Below are 17,536 nucleotides of genomic sequence, written 5' to 3' on the forward strand. Positions count from 1 at the left end.
GAGGGTGCTTCGGCGTCTTCGCGGCTCGGGTCGTTCACGGATGAGGGAGAGGCAGATGCCGTCGACGTACGTCGCCGGCGTGGATTCGTCCACGCAGAGTTGCAAGGTGACCGTGCACGAACTCGCGACCGGGGAGGTGGTGCGCACCGGACGGGCATCGCATCCGCCCGGCACGGAGGTCGCTCCCGAGGCGTGGTGGTCGGCCCTGCAGCACGCGATCGTCGACGCCGGCGGTCTGGACGACGTGGCCGCGATCTCGATCGCCGCGCAGCAGCATGGGCTCGTGGCACTCGACGCACAGGGGCACGTCGTCCGCGACGCGCTGCTCTGGAACGACGTGCGCAGTGCGGACGCCGCGGCGGCGCTCGTGGCGGAGGTCGGCGCGCAGGAGTATGCGCGTCGGGTCGGAGTCGTGCCGGTGGCGTCGTTCACCGGAGCCAAGCTGCGGTGGCTGCGTGATCACGAGCCCGCGAACGCAGCCAGAGTCGCTGCGGTCGCCCTGCCCCACGACTGGCTCTCCTGGCGACTGCGCGGGTATGGGCCCGTCGGTGCGTCCGCGCTCGGTCCCGCCCTCGACGCCCTCGCCACCGACCGCTCCGACGCGAGCGGCACTGCGTACTGGAGCGCCTCCACAGGCGCCTACGACCTCGACCTGCTCGAGCGTGCGTTCGGTCGCGTCCCGATCCTCCCCCGCGTCCTCGGGCCCGCCGAGCGGATGGGCGTCATGCCCGGAGGCACCGCGGTCGGAGCCGGTCTGGGCGACAACGCCGGTGGTGCGCTGGGACTCGGTGCCCGACCGGGCGACGCGATGATCTCGATCGGCACGAGCGGCACGGTCTTCGCGGTCGCGGATCGGCCCCTCGCCGACCCCACCGGAACGGTCGCCGGCTTCGCCGACGGAAGCGGGAATCATCTCCCTCTCGTCGCGACCCTCAACGCGGCCCGGGTGCTCGATACGGTGGCCGGGCTGCTCGGCGTCGATCACGACGCACTCGCCCTCCTGGCGCTGGCCGCCGAACCCGGAGCGGACGGCCTGGTCCTGCAGCCCTACTTCGAAGGGGAGCGCACCCCGAACCGCCCGGATGCCACCGCCACGCTGTTCGGCATGTCGCTCGCCTCGACCCGACGCGAGACGCTGGCGCGCGCTGCGGTAGAGGGTCTTCTGTGCGGTCTGGCCGACGGCCTCGACGCGATCCGTCGGTGCGGCGTGCCGGCCACCCGCATCCTGCTCATCGGTGGGGCCGCGCGCAATCCCGCCGTCTCGCAGATCGCGGCTCAGGTGTTCGATGTGCCGATCGTGGTGCCGGGCATCGACGAGGCCGTCGCCCGAGGGGCGGCGGTGCAGGCGGCCTGGGCCCTCACGGACGAGCGCCCGTCCTGGGCAGACGGCGAGGCGCGGTCGTTCGCGGTCGACCACCGTCCGATCATCCGAGAGCAGTACGCCGCCCACGTCTGAGCCGGGCGGCGTACTGCTCTGCAGAGGACCTGCGGTCAGGCGCCCCAGCCGGCCTGCACTCCGCCCACCCGCTCGGCGGCGATCCGTTCCTGGTAGCCGGAGGCGAGATAGGCGGCCATCGGATCGGCGGCGAGACCGCGCGACTCCCGCCATTCGGCCAGGGCGGGCCGCACGTCGGTGTAGAAGGCATCCATGAAGAGGGCGTTCGCGGCGAGCACGTCGCCCGACCTCTGGGCAGCGGCGAGCGCGTCACGGTCGACGAGCAGCGCACGCGCCGTCATCTCCTGCACGTTGAGCACCGAGCGAATCTGGCCGGGGATCTTGTCCTCGACGTTGTGGCACTGGTCGAGCATGAACGCCACGTCGGGGTTGTTCAGGCCGCCACCGCGGATCACCTCGAACAGGATGCGGAACAGCTGGAACGGGTCGGCCGCGCCCACGATCAGGTCGTCGTCGGCGTAGAAGCGCGAGTTGAAGTCGAACGAGCCGAGCTTGCCGAGGCGCAGCAGCTGCATCACGATGAACTCGATGTTCGTGCCCGGGGCGTGGTGGCCCGTGTCGAGGCACACCATCGCCTTGTCGCCGAGCGCGCTGACCTGCGCGTACGAGGTGCCCCAGTCCGGGACGTCGGTGTGATAGAACGCCGGCTCGAAGAACTTGTACTCGAGCACGAGGCGCTGGTGGTCGCCGAGGCGGTCGTAGATCTTCTGCAGCGAATCCTGCAGGCGGTCCTGGCGCCCGCGCATGTCGGCCTGGCCGGGATAGTTCGACCCCTCGGCCAGCCAGATCTTGAGGTCGCGGCTGCCGGTCGCATCCATCACGTCGATGCAGGCCAGGTGGTGGTCGATCGCCTTCCGCCGGATCGCGGCGTCCTCGTGCGTGAGGGCGCCGAACTTGTAGTCATCGTCCTGGAACGTGTTGGAGTTGACCGTGCCGAGGGTGACTCCGTGATCCTCGGCGTGCGTGCGCAGATCGGAGTACGAGTCCACCACGTCCCACGGGATGTGCAGCGCCACCGCGGGAGCGAGTGCCGTGTAGCGGTTGACCTGGGCGGCGTCGGCGATCTTCTCCCACGGATCCCGCGGGGTGCCGGGGGTGCCGAACACCTTGAAACGCGTGCCGGAGTTGCCGAAGGCCCAGCTGGGGAGCTCGATGCCCTGCTTCTCGAGGATGGCGAGGTTCGAGGGGGTGAGGATGCTCACGATGCACTGCTTTCGTTCTGGAGACCGGAGGAGGAGAGCTGGTCTTCGAGGTGGAACACCTCGGGAAGTGTGGGGGCGGCCTGGTCCGGTCGGCCGTCGAGGCCGACGAAGAAGCGACTCATCTCGGCCTCCCAGCGCGCGGCGACGGGCGACGCGGCGAGATACGCCTGGGCCGCGGCGTCGTCATCGGTCTCGTAGTAGCCGATGAGCTCACCGTCGGGAGCGAGGAACAGCGAGTAGTTGCGGCGTCCGGCCGCCGCGATCTCGGCGAGCATCTCCGGCCACACGGGCGCGTGACGCTCGCGGTACTCGTCCAGGAGCTCCGGTCGCACCTGGAGCTTGACGCATACGCGGGTCATGAGGGCCTTTCTGCGAGCGCCCGGCCGACCACTGTGCCGGCCGGGCGCCCGGTGTCCATCAGAAGTCGAACTCGCCGATGTTGTCGGCGTTGAACACGAACGGGTCGCCGAGCAGCACGACGCCGTCGTCTCCGACCGTGTACTCGCCGAGGTCACCGGCGGTGAAGGTGTCGCCCTTCTTGCCCGTGATGTCGCCCTCGATGAGCGCCTGCGCCGCGAAGGCCGCGAGGTAGCCGAGGTCTTCCGGGTTCCACAGCGCGAACGACGTGACGGTGCCGTCCTCGACGTATTCGCGCATCTGGTTCGGGGTGCCGAGACCGGTGAGGGCGACCTTGCCCTTGTAGTCGGAGGTGGACAGGTAGCGGGCGGCTGCCGCGATGCCGACCGTCGTGGGCGAGATGATGCCCTTGAGGTCAGGGTGGGTCTGCAGCAGGGCCGCGGTCTTGTCGAACGACGTCTGGTCGTCGTCGTCGCCGTAGACGGTCTCGACGAGCGTGATGTCGGGGTAATCGCTGGCGAGGTACTCCTTCATCAGGTCGATCCAGGCGTTCTGGTTGGTCGCGTTGGCCGAGGCCGAGAGGATGGCGATCTCTCCGGCGCCGCCGATCTGCTCGGCGATCTGGTCGACCTGCACCTTCGCGATGCCCTCGGAGTCCGCCTGGTTGATGAAGACGTCGCGGCATTCCGGGTTGGTGTCGGAGTCGAAGGTGACGACCTTCACGCCGGCGTCGCGCGCTTCGTTCAGCGCGTCGCAGATCGCCTTCGGATCGTTCGCCGAGACGACGAGCGCTCCGACGCCCTGCTGCGTGGCGGTGTTGATGTAGCTGACCTGTGCGTCGGGGGTGGCCTCGGCCGGCCCGACCTCGGCGAACGTGCCGCCGAACTCCTCGACGGCCGCCTTGCCGCCCTTGCTCGACGTGTCGAAGTAGGGGTTTCCGAGGTTCTTGGGCAGGAAGGTGATGGCGAGGTTGCCGTCTCCGCCGCCGTCGCCGCCGTCTCCGCTGCCGGTGCTCGCGCATCCGGACAGGGCGACCGCTGCGGCCACCGCGATGGCGGCGAACGCGGTCACACGCTTGCGTGCAAACATCATTGTTCTGTTCCTTTCGTGAGGGGTGCCGCTATTGCGGCGTCGGCGTCATGAAGCTGTGGGTGCGGCGCCGGTGGTCGAACGTCCTGGTCTGCGCCGAGCCTTCTGCAGCCAGGCGAGGATGCTGGCGGCGACCACCGAGACGATCAGCAGGGCGCCGGTGATGATGTTGATCACGTCGGAGGTCACGTTCATCAGTCGCAGCGCGCTGGCGAGTGAGCCGATGAGCAGGGCCGCGGCGACGACGCCGTAGATCTTTCCCCGCCCGCCGAACACCGAGACTCCTCCGAGCACGACGGCCGCGATCACCTGCAGCTCGAGGCCGGTGGCGTTGTCCCCTCGCGCACTGCCGTAGCGGAGCGTGTAGAACACCCCCGCGAACGCGGCGACCACCCCGGAGAGCACGAAGAGGATGAACTTCGTCCGCTCCACGTGCACGCCCGAGAACCTGGCGGCGTCCTTCGACAGTCCGATCGCGTACACACCACGCCCGAACGGGGTGTAATGCAGCAGGAGGATGAAGCCCACCAGCAGGAGCAGGAAGGGGATCATGACCACGGGGATCGTCGTGCCGGCGAGCTTTGCCTTGGCGAGGTCGGTCCAGAACTCGGGGAACTCCGTGACCGCCGCGGTGCCGAGCAGGCCGACCGCGAGGCCGCGGAACAGCGCGAGGGTTCCGATGGTCACCGCGAGCGAGGGCAGGCCGACGACGGTCACGAGGAACCCGTTGAAGGCACCGCCGACCAGACCGACGAGCAGCGCGGCGAGCGCGGCGACCTCGAAGGGGATCCCGCCCTGCACGAGCGCTCCGGTGACGACGCTGGAGAGCCCCACCATGCTGCCGACCGACAGGTCGATCTCGCCGGTGATCATGACGAGCGTCATCGGCAGGGCGATCAGGAGGATCGGGGCGATGTCGAGGAGCAGGTAGGTGAGCGTGATCGGCTGACCGAAGCCGCGCACCGTGCTCGCGGAGGCGATGACGACGAGGACGAGCAGGGCGACGATCGCCATCTCCCTCGTGAGGAGCACACGCCGCCAGAGCGGCTTGTCGAAGTCGCGGATCACCCGGGTGGTCGCGGTCGCGGTCGCGGCGGTCATGACTTGTCCCTCGCTTCGATGAGCCGTCGTTTCTGGCGGACGGCGAGGACACGGTCGAGCACGATCGCGCCGATGATCAGGAGGCCGACGACGGCGCGCTGCCAGAAGTCGGGGATGCCGAGGATGGGAAGGGCCCGGTTGATCGTGAGCAGCAGCACCGCACCGATCGCCGCCCCCCAGACCGAGCCGATGCCGCCGGTGATCGCGACGCCGCCGATCACGGCCGCGCCCACCGCGTCGAGCTCCCACCCGGCTCCGGCCTGCGAGTTGATGGTGCCGTAGCGGGCGGCGTAGAACACCCCGGCGAGACCGGCGAGTGCACCGGAGACGACGAAGGCGGTCAGCACGCGGCGCGTGACGCGGAGGCCGTAGAGCTCCGCGGCCGCGGGATCGGATCCGATCGCGTAGTACTCGCGGCCGCCGCGGGTGTTCTTCATGTACCAGGCGGCTGCGGCGAGCACGATGAGTGCGACGATCGTGAGGATCGGGATGCCGATGAGCTGCCCGGTGCCGAGGGCGAGGAAGTCCTTCGGCATGTCGGAGGCGTTCACCCGGTCGCTGCCGGTCCACAGCACGTTGATGCCGCGGTAGGCGTAGAGCGTGCCGAGGGTGATCACCATGGCGGGCACTTTGGCGAAGGCGACCAGCGCCCCGTTGATGAGTCCGAGGAGGGCTCCGAACACGACGGCGGCCACCACCACGATCATGATCGGGATGCCGGGGACGTCGATGAACAGGCGACCGGTGAGGTAGGCGGTGAGCCCCATGACCGAGCCGACCGAGAGGTCGACGTTGCGGGTGATGAGGACGATGGCCTGTCCGACGGCGACGAGCACGAGGATCGAGGGCGTGAGGAGCAGGTCGCGCCAGCCGTCGGGGCTGAACAGGAAGTTGGAGTTGTTCGTCGTGGCGGCGATGATCACGAGCGCCAGGGCGAGGAGGATGCCGAACTCTCGCGCCCTGCCGAGGGCTGCGAACCTCTTCGTCATCGAGGAGACGGGGATGGCGGTGGTCACGAGGAGAGCTCCGATGCGTGCGTCGCGGCGTACATGACGTTCTCGGAAGTGGCCTCCGAGCGGGCGATCTCTGCGGTGATCCGCCCCTCGCGCATGACGAGGACGCGGTCGGCCATGCCGAGCACCTCCGGCAGTTCGGACGAGATCATGAGGATTCCCATGCCCTGCCCGGCGAGCTCGGAGAGCAGGCGGTGCACCTCGGACTTGGTGCCGACGTCGATGCCTCGGGTCGGCTCGTCGATGATGAGGACCTTCGGCTGCGTGGCGAGCCACTTGGCGAGGACGACCTTCTGCTGGTTGCCGCCGGAGAGCGTCGCGGCGACCGTGTCGAGGGCGTGCGTCTTGACCTCGAGCCGGGTGGCCCATTCCCGGGCGGCGCGGTTCTCGATCCCGGTGGTGAGGAAGCCCAGCTTCGCGAGCTGGCGGCGGATCGAGAGGGTGATGTTGCCGCCGACGCCCGATTCGATCACGAGCCCCTGCTTGCGGCGGTCTTCGGGAACGAGCGCGAGACCGGCCCGCATGGCATCGGTGGGGCGGTTGCGCGGGATGCGCGCGCCCTGCATCGTGACGGTGCCCTCGCGATAGGGGTCGACCCCGAACACGGCACGCGCGACTTCGCTGCGGCCGGCTCCGACGAGACCGGCGAGGCCCACGATCTCGCCCGCGCGCACGGTGAACGAGATGTCGTGGAAGACACCGGGGCTGGTGAGGTTCTCCACCTCGAGCAGCGGAGCGCCGACCGTGGTCTCCTGCTTCGGGAACAGCTCGGTCACCTCGCGGCCGACCATCTGGTGCACGATCTCCTCGACCGAGGTGTCGGCGATCGCGCTGGTGGCGATGTAGGCGCCGTCGCGCATGACCGTGACCGTGTCGCAGAGGGCGAACACCTCGTCGAAGCGGTGCGAGATGAAGATGAGGGCGCGGCCCTCGTCGCGGAGGCTGCGCGCGATCGTGAAGAGACGCTCGACCTCCACGCCGGACAGCGCGGCGGTGGGCTCGTCCATGACCAGCAGGCTCGCGTCGAGGGAGACGGCCTTGGCGATCTCGATCACCTGCTGATCGGCGATCGAGAGGCCCTCCGCCGGACGGTCGGGGTCGATGGTCACGCCGAGGCGGGTGAAGAGCCGCTCGACCTCGTGCCGCATGGCCTTGCGATCGATCCGTCCGAAGCGCCCCGTGGGCTGGCGGCCCATGAAGATGTTCTCGGTGACCGAGAGGTCGGGGAAGAGCGTCGGCTCCTGGTAGATCACGGCGACGCCCGCGCTCTTGGACTGCGCGGTCGAGGTGAAGTCCACGTCTTCGCCGTGGAACCGGAAGATCCCTTCGTCGCGCTGGTACAGGCCGGCGACGATCTTCACGAGGGTGGACTTGCCCGCCCCGTTCTCGCCGACCAGGGCGTGGATGGAACCGCCGTCGACCGACAGCGTCCCGGAACGGAGCGCGACCACCGCACCGAACGACTTTCGGATGTCGCGGAGCTCGAGCGCCGGTGGAGCACCGGGAGCCCCAGAGGGAATCGTCATTGATCGGACCTAAACTGCAGGATCATCCCTGCGGATTGAATCGTTTTAAAAGGTGGAGCACCTGTAAATTACGACCCTGGGTGGGCTGCTGTCAAGTCACGGAATGAGCAGTGGTACGTTTCAGGGAGAGGTTTCGCGGATCCCGCGGAAAGGAATACGTCGTGGTCGTCAGTGTTCGAGATGTCGCTCTCGCCGCATCCGTGTCTGTCGGGACCGTCTCGAACGTCCTGAACCATCCGGACAAGGTCTCTCCCGCCACGGTGGAACGTGTCACGGCAGCCATCGAGAAGCTCGGGTTCGTGCGCAACGATGCGGCCCGGCAGCTCCGGGCCGGCCAGAGCCGCTCGATCGGCCTCGTGGTGCTCGATGTGCGCAACCCGTTCTTCACCGACATCGCCCGCGGCGCGGAGGAACGCGCCGCCGAGGCCCGGATGACGGTGACCCTCGGCAACAGCGACGAGAAGGTCGAACGCGAACGCGCCTACATCGACCTGTTCGAGGAGCAGCGCATCGCCGGGCTGCTCATCTCCCCCCTCGCCGACGACCTCCCGCGTCTCCGCCGTCTCCGCGACCGCGGGACGACCGTGGTGCTCGTCGACCGTGAGGTCGCCGATGAGAGCTTCTCCTCGGTCTCGGTCGACGACGTGGGCGGCGGCTACCTCGCCGTGCAGCACCTCGCTGCCCAGGGGCGGCGCCGCATCGCCTTCGTCGGCGGGCCGATGGGCATCCGCCAGGTGGTCGACCGTCTCGAGGGTGCCAGCAAGGCGGCGAACGAGGCGGAGGTCTTACTCGAGGTCATCCTGACCGACTCGCTGAGCGTGCTCGCCGGCCGCGCCGCCGGAGAGACCCTCAGCGCGCGGGCTCCGGAGGACCGGCCCGACGCCATCTTCGCTGCGAACGACCTGCTCGCCATGGGGGTCCTGCAGGCGCTCATGATGCGGGGCAGCATCCGGGTGCCGGACGAGATCGCGCTCATCGGCTACGACGACATCGACTTCGCCGCCGCGGCCGTCGTCCCGCTCTCGTCGATCCGTCAGCCCGCGGAACTCATCGGATACACGGCCGTCGATCTGATGCTGCGAGAGGCCGGCGGGCGGTCCGATCGCGAGCGGGTGGTGTTCCAGCCGGAGCTCGTCGTGCGGGATTCGACGGCCCGCCCGGTCTGACCGACGCCGACCAGCCGCACGTCAGCGGCGGAGGGCCTTGCGTGCCTTCTTCGACGCCTTCTCGGCGGCCTTCTTGCGCCGCTTCCGCGCCCGGGGGTCGTTCCACAGCCGCACCAGCTGGTGCCGGACCGACTCGCCCTTGTTGATCTGCACCGTCGCCGCGCGACTGCCGAAGATGTAGGCGACGAAGGCGACGCCGACGATGAGGAGGATCTTGTTGCGCATGATGCCTGCTTTCTCAGGAGAGACGGCGCTGGTCGTGCGCGAGCCGGGCCCGGAGGCTCGTGTGGATCGAGACGAACGTCGCGGTGTCGCGTCCGGTGAGGACAGCGAGGTTGGCGAGCAGACGGTCGACATGGTCGACGAGCTCCCGCGGGTCGGTGTTCTGACGCGGCGTCACGGAGACGTGCAGCACCGGGCTGCGACGCACATCGTTGGCCGTCACCTGCGCCGAGAGGACCTCGTCGCGCGTCGTGAGGGAGTTCTTCACCGCGTCCGAGACGAACGACTCGTTGACCGTCACACGCCCCAGCGGGTTCTGCGCTCCCGTCGACCGGAGCACGGTCTTCGAACGTCGTCCGGCGATGCTCGTGAGCGCGAGGATCAGCAGCACGATCACGACCACGATCGCGACGACCGCGCCGATGCCGATCCACGACAGTGCTCCTCCCGCGATGGCCGTCGCGGCGATCGCCTGGTCCAGCCAGGACCGCGCATCCTTGCCGCCTGCTGTCCAGATGTCGGACAGCGTCGGCCAGCTCATGATGGCGATGCCGAGGGCGCCGAGCGCGAGGAACAGCAGCCCGATGATCAGGAGCAGGGTGCGATTCAACGCACGGTTGGTGTTGTTCACAGCTCGTCTTCCTTCTCGGTGGGGCGCTCGATGCGCACCCGCGTGCGAACCCTGTCGGTCAGCCGATACGACTGCAGCTCCGCCTCGGCGGCTGCCCGCACGTCGGATGCGTCAAGTGGCACGCCGATTCCCGGGCGCACGGTCACGTCGACGGTGCGGTGTCCGACACCGACGGTGATGCTGTCGCGCGTGAGACCCGTCTCCTCCGCGAGGTGCTGAGCCAACGCGCTGGCGATCACGCCGTTGTCGACGACCACCGCGCGTCCGCCGGCATCCAGCACGTGCTTGGACAGTCGCCCCGGAGTGATGGCCAGTACCACGAAGGTCAGCCCGATGAGGGCGAGCACCACACTGCCGGCGATCACGAGCCCGGCGGGCTGTGCGGTGGGCAGCCCGATGAGCCAGCCTCCCGCCGCGGCGGGACCGACCAGGAGTGCGGGCTGCGCGGCGAGGCTCAGCACGATCTCGAGCCCGATGTACGCGAGGGCGAGGATGAGCAGGATGACCGCGACGAACATCGCGACGGTGCGCGGCGAGTGCGTTTCGCGTCGGATGACACGGCGCAGAACCGGGGTGCTCATTGCACTCGTCTCCTTTCCGGGATGGTGGCACCGGTGACGGTGAGATTGATGCGGATGACGTTGCGTCCGAGGATCGTGCTCAGGCTCTGCTGCAGCTGCTCCTGCAGATCCCGCGCACGTTCGAGGACGGGCACGGTCTGCGCGATCGCGGCCGTGTCGTCCAGGCGGGGAACGGGAAGAGGCGTGGCGATCCGCACGCTGATCCCCCGCGGGTGCTCGGCGACATCGACCTTCACGTCGCTGCGAGGCACCCCGATCAACGTCGCAGACGCCTTCTCGGTGACGGTGCGGTAGACGCGATCCTTCACCTCGACGCGTCCGCGGACGGCGGCCCCGCCGGCGGCGGCTCCCGAGGGAGCGCCGCCGGCGATGTGCTGGTCGGCGCGCATCAGGAGGTGCGCCGCCCGGTGAAGACGTCCGCGAGACCGCGGACGTCGAGCTTGCCGGACGCGATCCGACCCACGAGCGCGCCGATGCCCGCGAAGACGGCCATGAGGAGGAATCCCCAGAAGCCGAACAGCAGAGCCGCGAGAGCGAGGAGAGCGCCGATCAGGGCGCCGACCGTTGTGGCACTCATGAGACTCGCGACTCTTCGCTCTCGTCGCTGTCGTCGCCGGGCACGTGCACGTCGTTGACCTCGACGTTGACCTCGACGACCTCGAGGCCGACCAGGCGGCTGATCGCGCCCGCGACAGCGGCACGGACGTTGTTCGCGACGTCCTGGATCGGCGCCGGGTACTCGACCACGATGGTCAGGTCGGCGGCGGCCTGCGTGTCGCCCACCTCGACCTTGACGCCCTGGGCGAGGTCGGTGGCGTTGATCACGTCGCGGATCGCACCGAAGGCACGTGCGCCGCCGCCGCCGAGCGCGTAGACGCCGGCGACCTCACGTGCGGCGATGCCGGCGACCTTGGCGACCACGCCGTCGGCGATGGTGGTCTTGCCCGCGGCATTGGCGTCCGTGGGGACGCGCGATGCGGAGAATCCGCTCGACCGGTCGACGCGCGATGCGCCGGTGGCGGCCTTCGGTGCGGCCTGGGCGAGCTCCTTCTCTGCCGGAGCGGGGGTGGTCTGGTCCTGGTTTGCCATGAGGTGTCCCATCTCGATCTGAAGACCGGTCGCGGGTCCCGTATGAGACTCCCGCCGGGAGCGAAACGCTCGCTCGGAGATAGGACGTGCGGAAGGGCCGAAACGTCACAAAGAAGTGCGGATCCCGCGCAGCGGCCTGCGGAACGGGACGTTCAGGAGGACGGAGTCCCGTACATCTCGCCCACAGGGACCGGCACCGGGAGCACGTTGCCCGGCTGCGCGAGCGGGCAGGCCCACGCCGGGTCGTACGCGCACGAAGGGTTGTAGGCGAAGTTGAAGTCGAGCACGATCGTGCCGCCGTCCGCATCCGACCCCAGGTCGGCGCCCTTGATCGTGTCGATCAGGTAGCGCCCGCCGCCGTAGGTTCCGCCGGGACGACCGGCGAGCGCGTCGCGCAGCGGGATGAAGAGACCGCCGCCGTAGGACTTCAGCCGCCAGACGTCGAGCGACCCGGCGTCGGGGATCTCGACCCGACCGACGCGCTCGAACGGAACGATGCCGTCGGTGCCGGTCGCGAACTCGAAGCCTCCCTCATCGGCGGCGAGGACAGGCAGTTCGAATCGCCACTGCGGATCGTACGAGGCGATCGGGAGTCCTTCGAAGAGCGCCCGATCCTCCGACAGCAGCGGGGTGGCGGGATGGCGGAGCATCAGATCGTCCCGCTCGATCCGCCAGAGCTCGTGCGCCTCTTCCGGGGAGTCGGCGATCCGAACGGCGTCGTACAGGGCGAAGACCCGACGCCGCCAGTCGACGACGTCGATGGCGGTGCGTGCGGCTGTGATCGTCATGGCCCCAGGCTACGCGGCCGAGCCGGCGATCATCGCGGCGTAGCCCTCTCGATAGGTGGGGTAGTCGAGGCGGCCGAGCATGGACCGCAGGAGGGTGCCGTCATAGACGAACCCGCCCGGTTCCGCCGAGGCGATATCCGGCGGCACCTCGACCCCCAGCTCGCGTGCGATGAACGTGACGACGTCGCCGAGCGAAGCAGGGCTCTCGTCCACGGCGTGCAGGAGTCGTGGCGGCTCCGGCATCCGCAGCAGCATCTCGAGCGTGCGGACGAGGTCGGTCTCGTGGATGCGGTTTGTACGTCGCGCATGTTCCACCGCCACCCCCGCGCGCACCGTGCGCAGAAGGTACTCGCGTCCTGGTCCGTAGATTCCCGCCGGCCGCACGATCGTCGCGTCGAAGATCTCGACCGCTGCCCGCTCCCCGTCGAGAAGCCCTCGCGAGCGCATGCTCGTGGGCCCTGGCTGATCCCGCTCGGTGACCGGCCGCGCGGACCCCGAACCGTCGAAGACCCCGGTCGACGACACGAACACCGTGCGCGCGGGGATCGCCGGCAGGGCGGCGGCGAGATGCGTCAGCGCGGTGCGATAGGCGGCGGGGGTGTCACCAGGTGGGAGCGTGACGAGCATGCGGTCGACCGCGGGAAGCCGCGCGGCGAGCGGCGCCGCCAGGTCGGCGCGGATCCCGATCGCACCCGCAGGAGGAGGACTGTCGCTTCGACGCAGCGCGTACACCTCGCCGTTTTCGAGGAACTGTGGCGCCAGGCGCGCGGCGATCTTGCCGGAGCCGACGAGGAGGGTGCGGGAGGAGGGCGCAGCGGAGCCGTGCATGCGTCTCGATCAGCCCGCGGCGAGCGCCGGCAGCGCGACGCCGTGCAGCGCGTCGACGACGGGGGCGAGTTCCGGCTGCGCCGCGGCGTCTTCGAGCACCTGCTCGAGGGCGGCGTCGTGGATGGGTCGAGCCCGCTCGTAGAGCTCACGCCCTGCGGGGGTGAGCTCGGTGTAGATGCCCCGACGATCGTCGGCGCAGAGGATCCGGGTGAGGAGTCCGCGGTCTTCCAGACGGTTGACCAGGCGTGTCGTGGCGCTGGGGCTCAGGGCCGCGGCTCGGGCGAGCTGCTGCATGCGCATATGCCATCCGTCTTGACGGTCGAGCGCATCCAGCACCGTGTACTCGACCACCGAGAGCGAGGCGGCGTCGGCCAGGCTGCGCTCGAGGGCCGACTCGATCAGGCCGTGCAGGGCGGCGAGCGTCCGCCACCCCTGCGCGCGCACCTCCACCGCGTCGTCACCGATACCCATGGCCATCCTCCGAGATAGTTGCTTGCGCTGGATACTTGCGTGTGCAATCATTGTCCTTCGATGCGCAATATGCCGCGTCTGCAAGTATCCCCACGAATGTACCAGGAGAATCGTCATGCCTCTAGGACTGATCGCCCTCGCCATCGGGGCGTTCGGCATCGGACTCACCGAGTTCGTCATCATGGGCCTGCTGCCCGAGGTCGCCCACGACTTCGGCGTCACCGAGTCCGCCGCCGGCTGGCTCATCTCCGGCTACGCGCTGGCCGTCGTGGTCGGTGCCCTCGTGCTCACCGCCGCGGCGACCCGTCTGCCCAAGAAGCCCGTGCTGCTCGGCCTCATCGTGCTGTTCATCATCGGGAACGTTCTCACCGCACTCGCCGACGACCACGGCATCGCCATGCTCGGCCGCATCATCGCCGCCCTCTGCCACGGCGCGTTCTTCGGCATCGGCTCCGTCGTCGCGGCCGGCCTCGTCGCCCCCGAGAAGAAGGCGGGCGCCATCGCCATCATGTTCACCGGCCTCACCGCCGCGAACGTCTTCGGCGTGCCGTTCGGCACCTTCCTCGGCCAGGAGCTGGGCTGGCGCTCGACGTTCTGGGCGATCTCCGGCATCGGCGTGCTGGCCTTCGTCGGCATCGCACTGCTGGTCCCCCGTCTCCCGCGTCCGACCGCACACGTCAGCCTGCGCAGCGAACTGTCCGCCTTCCGCTCCGGTCAGGTGTGGTTCTCGCTCATCGTCACGATCCTCGCGTTCGGCGGGATGTTCGGAGCCTTCACCTACATCGCCTACACGCTCACCGAGGTGAGCGGCTTCGCGACCTCGACCGTGCCGTGGCTGCTCGTGCTCTTCGGCGCCGGCCTCGTGCTCGGCAACTGGCTGGGCGGACGACTCGCCGACCGTGCGATCGACCGCACCCTGGTCATCTTCATCGCCGCCCTCGTGATGGTGCTCGCCCTGTTCTCGGTCGCCGCGCCGTCGGGCATCGCCACGATCATCGCCCTGTTCCTGATGGGCGGGTTCGGGTTCGGCACGGTCCCCGGGCTGCAGAGCCGCGTCATGCAGTACGCCGGCGGAGCGCCCACCCTCGCCTCCGGCGCCAACATCGGCGCCTTCAACATCGGCAACGCGCTCGGTGCGTGGGCGGGCGGAATGGGCATCTCGGCAGGGCTCGGCTACACCTCGCCGATCTGGATGGGGGCGATCCTCACCGGCATCGCGCTCGTCGTGATGGTCGTGGCGGCGGCCCGTGCCCGCAGCGCTCTGTCTCGCGATGCACTGTCTCGCGATCCACTGTCTCGCGATGCACTGTCTCGCGATCCGGTGTCGTCGGGCACGGGTCCGACCGCCGTCGCCTCGATCCCGGCCGGCTGACCCGACACTCGGTCACCCGTCGGACGGATTCACGGATGCAGGACGATTCGACACTCTTCTTGTCGACCTCCGTGCGTTCTCCCGACATGTGCACCCGGCGACGATCGCCGCACGCAGAAGCGCCGCACCCTCCGACGAGGATGCGGCGCTTCGTTCCCGCTGCGGAGGCTACTCCGCGGCGGCGATCTTCTTGGCGTCGTCCGTGTTGAGCACGCGGAACAGGATCGCGGCGATCACGGCGCCGACGACCGGGGCGACGATGTACAGCCACAGCGAGCTCCACGCGAAGTGACCGCTGACCGAGAGGCCGAGCGCGACGGCCGGGTTGAAGCCGCCGCCCGAGATCGATCCGACCGTGGCCGCACCGACGAAGACGGTCGCACCGATCGCGAGACCGTAGAAGGAGTTGCCCGCGGTGTCCTTCGACGTGGCGGTGTTGAGCACGACCCACACCAGGATCAGCGTGAAGAGGGCCTCGACGAGGAACGCCGGCCCGACCTCGATGATCATGGCCTTCTCGCCGGCGGGCCACACGGCGAGCGCGACGAGCGCGGCCACGGCACCACCGACGAACTGGGCGATGAGGTAGGCGATGAAGTCGACGACGCTGAGGCCGCCGCGCAGGAACACACCGACCGAGACGGCCGGGTTCAGGTGTGCACCCGAGATGTGACCCGTCGAGTACACGAGCACCATCAGGGTGAAGCCGATCGCGAGCGGGGTCAGCGGGCTGCCGCTGTTGACCGCCGCGATGATCGCGAGGACGAAGAGGAAGGTGGCGGTCGCTTCTGCGAGCGCCTTGCGTGCCGTACCAGTCATGAGAGAGCCCTTTGTCTTGGGGATTCGTGGGAGAGGAGGCTCGTTTGGCCGCTCACTCCGGTCGACGCACCCCTCTTGCGGCACTGACGCTATCGCTGCGCCGACCGGAATATCGGGAGCCGCGCGGGCTTTCTGTGAATTCGCTGAACCTACGCGCGAGCGGCGATCGCGGCGCTGTCCACGCCTCGGGGCAGCGCACCGAACAGGCCGGAACCCTCGTCGATGCGGGCGGCGATGAACCCGTCGGCGACCGCGGCGGGCGCCGCGCGCAGCAGCTGTGCCGCCGACAGGGTCAGCGCGAGGGCCTCGACGAGCCTGCGCGCCGAGGCGTCCGGCATCGGATCCGCCGCCATCTCTGCCACCAGACGCCTCGTGCGATCCAGATGGGCGTCGAACCGGGAGTCCACGCCCCGCACCGCCGACACCTCGGCGTCGAAGGCCTCGAGCGATTCGGGTTCTCGGGCGAGCGCCCGCAGCACGTCGAGCGCGATCACGTTGCCCGAGCCCTCCCAGATCGCCATCACCGGCTGCTCGCGGTACCGCATCTCGAGGGGCCAGTCCGTCGTGATGCCGTTGCCCCCGAGGCACTCGAGCGCCTCGGCGGCGTGGCCGGGCGCGCGCTTGCACACCCAGTACTTCATGACCGCCGTCGCCAGCCGGCGGAACGCCCGATCCTGTGCCGAGGCGTCATCGTCGTACGCACGGGCGAGCCGCATCGCGACCGCCGTCCCCGCCTCGACCTCGAGCTGCAGGTCGGCGATCACGGCCGTCATCGCGGGCTGATCGATGAGGGTGCGCCCGAACGCCGACCGATGCCGCACATGCCAGGCGGCCTCGGCGACCCCCTGGCGCATGCCGGCCAGCGAGCCGAGCATCGAGTCGAGCCGCGTGCGGGTGACCATCTCGATGATGGTGCGCACGCCGCGCCCCTCCTCCCCCACGAGGGTCGCCTCGGCCTGCTCGTACTCCACCTCGCTCGAGGCGTTCGACCGGTTGCCCAGCTTGTCCTTGAGCCTCTGGAAACGGAGCCGATTGCGCGTGCCGTCGTCGAGCAGCCGCGGCAGCAGGAAGCACGACAGCCCACCCGGCGCCTGCGCGAGCACCAGGAAGGCGTCCGACATCGGTGCGGAGCAGAACCACTTGTGGCCGGTCAGCGCATAGCGCCCGTCGCCCTGCGGCACGGCGGACGTGGTGTTCGCCCGCACATCGGACCCGCCCTGCTTCTCGGTCATGGCCATGCCGAACAGGGCGCCGGGCTTTCCGAGGCGCAGGCCGGGCTCGTACGAACGCGACAGCAGCCGGGGCATCCACTCCTCCGCGAGGCGTGGATGCGCGGCGATCACGGGAACGGCCGAATGCGTCATCGACACCGGACAGGCATGACCGGGCTCGACCTGCGCGTAGAGCATGAACGTGGCGGCGCGAGCGGCGCCGGCCCCCGGACGGGGGTCCGCGAATGCGGCGGTGTGCGCCCCGTCGGCGACGGCTGCGCCGATGACCCGGTGATAGGCGGGGTCGTACTCGACCTCGTCGATGCGCTCGCCCCAGCGGTCGTGCGTGCGCAGCACGGGCTCGTTCCGGTTCGCCCGCCGGGCGTCGTCCTGGAAGCCCGCCGACCCGACGCGACGACCGATGCCCCGCAACGCCTCGTCCGCCCACTCCGCGCCGTGCAGCCGCACCGCCTCGGTCAGCGCGATGTTCGCCCCGTACTCGTCGATATCGACGCGCGGCGGGGCCTGATTGAAGACGCTGTGTGTGCTCACGATGCCCCGATGGAATCACGGATACCGATCTCGGGGCAATGGCGGGGGCGAGCGATGTCAAC

20 protein-coding genes are annotated in these 17,536 nt (G+C 69.4%); 3 read left to right on the forward strand and 17 right to left on the reverse strand.

The genetic code is table 11. The features are described from left to right. Positions 1-55: 55 nt before the first annotated feature. Positions 56-1,456: a xylulokinase gene (gene xylB / locus MicroSTF_RS10600; RefSeq protein WP_322955449.1), complete on the forward strand. Its 1,401-nt coding sequence runs from the start codon at positions 56-58 to the stop codon at positions 1,454-1,456. Between the two features lie 35 nt (positions 1,457-1,491). Here the strand turns inward: xylB and rhaI are convergent, their stop codons facing one another. The 6 genes from rhaI to MicroSTF_RS10630 are packed head-to-tail and all read right to left on the reverse strand — an operon-like array spanning position 1,492 to position 7,744. Continuing rightward, positions 1,492-2,658 (reverse strand): L-rhamnose isomerase, encoded by a 1,167-nt coding sequence (rhaI, locus tag MicroSTF_RS10605; protein ID WP_315068436.1) that lies wholly within the window; start codon positions 2,656-2,658, stop codon positions 1,492-1,494. Beyond that, a complete protein-coding gene (locus MicroSTF_RS10610; protein ID WP_021201642.1) occupies positions 2,655-3,017 on the reverse strand; it encodes an L-rhamnose mutarotase in 363 nt (120 codons plus the stop codon). The genes rhaI and MicroSTF_RS10610 overlap by 4 nt, the downstream gene beginning before the upstream one ends. Before the next feature lie 58 nt (positions 3,018-3,075). Further along, positions 3,076-4,107 (reverse strand): rhamnose ABC transporter substrate-binding protein, encoded by a 1,032-nt coding sequence (gene rhaS / locus MicroSTF_RS10615; protein ID WP_021201641.1) that lies wholly within the window; start codon positions 4,105-4,107, stop codon positions 3,076-3,078. A 45-nt stretch (positions 4,108-4,152) separates the two neighbouring features. Further along, positions 4,153-5,205: an ABC transporter permease gene (locus MicroSTF_RS10620; protein ID WP_297557622.1), complete on the reverse strand. Its 1,053-nt coding sequence runs from the start codon at positions 5,203-5,205 to the stop codon at positions 4,153-4,155. Next, positions 5,202-6,194 carry an ABC transporter permease gene (locus tag MicroSTF_RS10625; RefSeq protein WP_136024779.1) on the reverse strand — a complete coding sequence of 331 codons (993 nt, stop codon included), beginning with the start codon at positions 6,192-6,194 and terminating at the stop codon, positions 5,202-5,204. The genes MicroSTF_RS10620 and MicroSTF_RS10625 overlap by 4 nt, the downstream gene beginning before the upstream one ends. A 23-nt stretch (positions 6,195-6,217) precedes the next feature. Next, positions 6,218-7,744: a sugar ABC transporter ATP-binding protein gene (locus MicroSTF_RS10630; protein ID WP_029259385.1), complete on the reverse strand. Its 1,527-nt coding sequence runs from the start codon at positions 7,742-7,744 to the stop codon at positions 6,218-6,220. Between the two features lie 161 nt (positions 7,745-7,905). Between MicroSTF_RS10630 and MicroSTF_RS10635 the strand changes: the two genes are divergently transcribed. After that, positions 7,906-8,910, forward strand: a complete 1,005-nt coding sequence (locus MicroSTF_RS10635; RefSeq protein WP_322955455.1) for a LacI family DNA-binding transcriptional regulator — start codon at positions 7,906-7,908, stop codon at positions 8,908-8,910. A gap of 21 nt (positions 8,911-8,931) precedes the next feature. Here MicroSTF_RS10635 and MicroSTF_RS10640 read toward each other — a convergent pair whose 3' ends face one another. The 9 genes from MicroSTF_RS10640 to MicroSTF_RS10680 all read right to left on the reverse strand — a co-directional run bounded on the left by MicroSTF_RS10640 (position 8,932) and on the right by MicroSTF_RS10680 (position 13,520). Next, on the reverse strand, positions 8,932-9,135 hold the full coding sequence (locus tag MicroSTF_RS10640) for a hypothetical protein (protein ID WP_021201636.1): 204 nt from the start codon (positions 9,133-9,135) through the stop codon (positions 8,932-8,934). 13 nt (positions 9,136-9,148) lie between these two features. Continuing rightward, positions 9,149-9,763, reverse strand: coding sequence for a hypothetical protein (locus tag MicroSTF_RS10645; RefSeq protein WP_292766260.1), 615 nt, complete (start codon positions 9,761-9,763; stop codon positions 9,149-9,151). Then, the gene (locus MicroSTF_RS10650) at positions 9,760-10,344 is read right to left on the reverse strand and encodes a DUF6286 domain-containing protein (RefSeq protein WP_021201634.1); all 585 of its coding nucleotides are present in this window, start codon (positions 10,342-10,344) and stop codon (positions 9,760-9,762) included. The genes MicroSTF_RS10645 and MicroSTF_RS10650 overlap by 4 nt, the downstream gene beginning before the upstream one ends. Then, a complete protein-coding gene (locus tag MicroSTF_RS10655) occupies positions 10,341-10,733 on the reverse strand; it encodes a hypothetical protein (protein ID WP_021201633.1) in 393 nt (130 codons plus the stop codon). The genes MicroSTF_RS10650 and MicroSTF_RS10655 overlap by 4 nt, the downstream gene beginning before the upstream one ends. Next, the gene (locus MicroSTF_RS10660; RefSeq protein ID WP_017829702.1) at positions 10,733-10,921 is read right to left on the reverse strand and encodes a DUF2273 domain-containing protein; all 189 of its coding nucleotides are present in this window, start codon (positions 10,919-10,921) and stop codon (positions 10,733-10,735) included. The genes MicroSTF_RS10655 and MicroSTF_RS10660 overlap by 1 nt, the downstream gene beginning before the upstream one ends. Then, positions 10,918-11,433 carry an Asp23/Gls24 family envelope stress response protein gene (locus MicroSTF_RS10665; protein ID WP_029264815.1) on the reverse strand — a complete coding sequence of 172 codons (516 nt, stop codon included), beginning with the start codon at positions 11,431-11,433 and terminating at the stop codon, positions 10,918-10,920. Before MicroSTF_RS10665 ends, MicroSTF_RS10660 begins: the two co-directional genes overlap by 4 nt. A gap of 152 nt (positions 11,434-11,585) precedes the next feature. Beyond that, positions 11,586-12,221 (reverse strand): DUF1684 domain-containing protein, encoded by a 636-nt coding sequence (locus MicroSTF_RS10670; protein ID WP_021201631.1) that lies wholly within the window; start codon positions 12,219-12,221, stop codon positions 11,586-11,588. Positions 12,222-12,230: 9 nt separating this feature from the next. Further along, positions 12,231-13,049 carry a sugar nucleotide-binding protein gene (locus MicroSTF_RS10675; RefSeq protein ID WP_322955465.1) on the reverse strand — a complete coding sequence of 273 codons (819 nt, stop codon included), beginning with the start codon at positions 13,047-13,049 and terminating at the stop codon, positions 12,231-12,233. A gap of 9 nt (positions 13,050-13,058) precedes the next feature. Further along, entirely contained in the window at positions 13,059-13,520 is a 462-nt protein-coding gene (locus MicroSTF_RS10680; RefSeq protein WP_029264817.1) for a MarR family winged helix-turn-helix transcriptional regulator, read from the reverse strand. 115 nt (positions 13,521-13,635) lie between these two features. Here MicroSTF_RS10680 and MicroSTF_RS10685 point away from each other — a divergent pair, with 115 nt between their 5' ends. Next, positions 13,636-14,892: an MFS transporter gene (locus tag MicroSTF_RS10685; RefSeq protein WP_322955468.1), complete on the forward strand. Its 1,257-nt coding sequence runs from the start codon at positions 13,636-13,638 to the stop codon at positions 14,890-14,892. Positions 14,893-15,060: 168 nt separating this feature from the next. Here MicroSTF_RS10685 and MicroSTF_RS10690 read toward each other — a convergent pair whose 3' ends face one another. Together MicroSTF_RS10690 and MicroSTF_RS10695 are read right to left on the reverse strand one after the other, a co-directional pair. Continuing rightward, complete coding sequence (locus MicroSTF_RS10690; protein WP_297557597.1) at positions 15,061-15,711, reverse strand: MIP/aquaporin family protein; 651 nt, start codon at positions 15,709-15,711, stop codon at positions 15,061-15,063. A 149-nt stretch (positions 15,712-15,860) separates the two neighbouring features. After that, on the reverse strand, positions 15,861-17,474 hold the full coding sequence (locus tag MicroSTF_RS10695; RefSeq protein WP_322955472.1) for an acyl-CoA dehydrogenase family protein: 1,614 nt from the start codon (positions 17,472-17,474) through the stop codon (positions 15,861-15,863). Positions 17,475-17,536 lie beyond the last annotated feature (62 nt).

Origin of the sequence: Microbacterium sp. STF-2, from assembly GCF_034650155.1 — a bacterium.
Lineage (GTDB): Bacteria > Actinomycetota > Actinomycetes > Actinomycetales > Microbacteriaceae > Microbacterium > Microbacterium maritypicum_A.

Bases quoted from the DNA above. Each gene is read 5' to 3' on its own strand.
- MicroSTF_RS10675 (WP_322955465.1), bottom strand. From the start codon at position 13,049: ATGCACGGCTCCGCTGCGCCCTCCTCCCGCACCCTCCTCGTCGGCTCC.
- rhaS (WP_021201641.1), bottom strand. From the start codon at position 4,107: ATGATGTTTGCACGCAAGCGTGTGACCGCGTTCGCCGCCATCGCGGTG.
- MicroSTF_RS10610 (WP_021201642.1), bottom strand. From the start codon at position 3,017: ATGACCCGCGTATGCGTCAAGCTCCAGGTGCGACCGGAGCTCCTGGAC.
- MicroSTF_RS10680 (WP_029264817.1), bottom strand. From the start codon at position 13,520: ATGGGTATCGGTGACGACGCGGTGGAGGTGCGCGCGCAGGGGTGGCGG.
- MicroSTF_RS10650 (WP_021201634.1), bottom strand. From the start codon at position 10,344: ATGAGCACCCCGGTTCTGCGCCGTGTCATCCGACGCGAAACGCACTCG.
- MicroSTF_RS10660 (WP_017829702.1), bottom strand. From the start codon at position 10,921: ATGAGTGCCACAACGGTCGGCGCCCTGATCGGCGCTCTCCTCGCTCTC.
- MicroSTF_RS10620 (WP_297557622.1), bottom strand. From the start codon at position 5,205: ATGACCGCCGCGACCGCGACCGCGACCACCCGGGTGATCCGCGACTTC.
- MicroSTF_RS10630 (WP_029259385.1), bottom strand. From the start codon at position 7,744: ATGACGATTCCCTCTGGGGCTCCCGGTGCTCCACCGGCGCTCGAGCTC.
- MicroSTF_RS10690 (WP_297557597.1), bottom strand. From the start codon at position 15,711: ATGACTGGTACGGCACGCAAGGCGCTCGCAGAAGCGACCGCCACCTTC.
- MicroSTF_RS10665 (WP_029264815.1), bottom strand. From the start codon at position 11,433: ATGGCAAACCAGGACCAGACCACCCCCGCTCCGGCAGAGAAGGAGCTC.
- MicroSTF_RS10625 (WP_136024779.1), bottom strand. From the start codon at position 6,194: ATGACGAAGAGGTTCGCAGCCCTCGGCAGGGCGCGAGAGTTCGGCATC.
- MicroSTF_RS10670 (WP_021201631.1), bottom strand. From the start codon at position 12,221: ATGACGATCACAGCCGCACGCACCGCCATCGACGTCGTCGACTGGCGG.
- xylB (WP_322955449.1), top strand. From the start codon at position 56: ATGCCGTCGACGTACGTCGCCGGCGTGGATTCGTCCACGCAGAGTTGC.
- MicroSTF_RS10685 (WP_322955468.1), top strand. From the start codon at position 13,636: ATGCCTCTAGGACTGATCGCCCTCGCCATCGGGGCGTTCGGCATCGGA.
- MicroSTF_RS10640 (WP_021201636.1), bottom strand. From the start codon at position 9,135: ATGCGCAACAAGATCCTCCTCATCGTCGGCGTCGCCTTCGTCGCCTAC.
- MicroSTF_RS10655 (WP_021201633.1), bottom strand. From the start codon at position 10,733: ATGCGCGCCGACCAGCACATCGCCGGCGGCGCTCCCTCGGGAGCCGCC.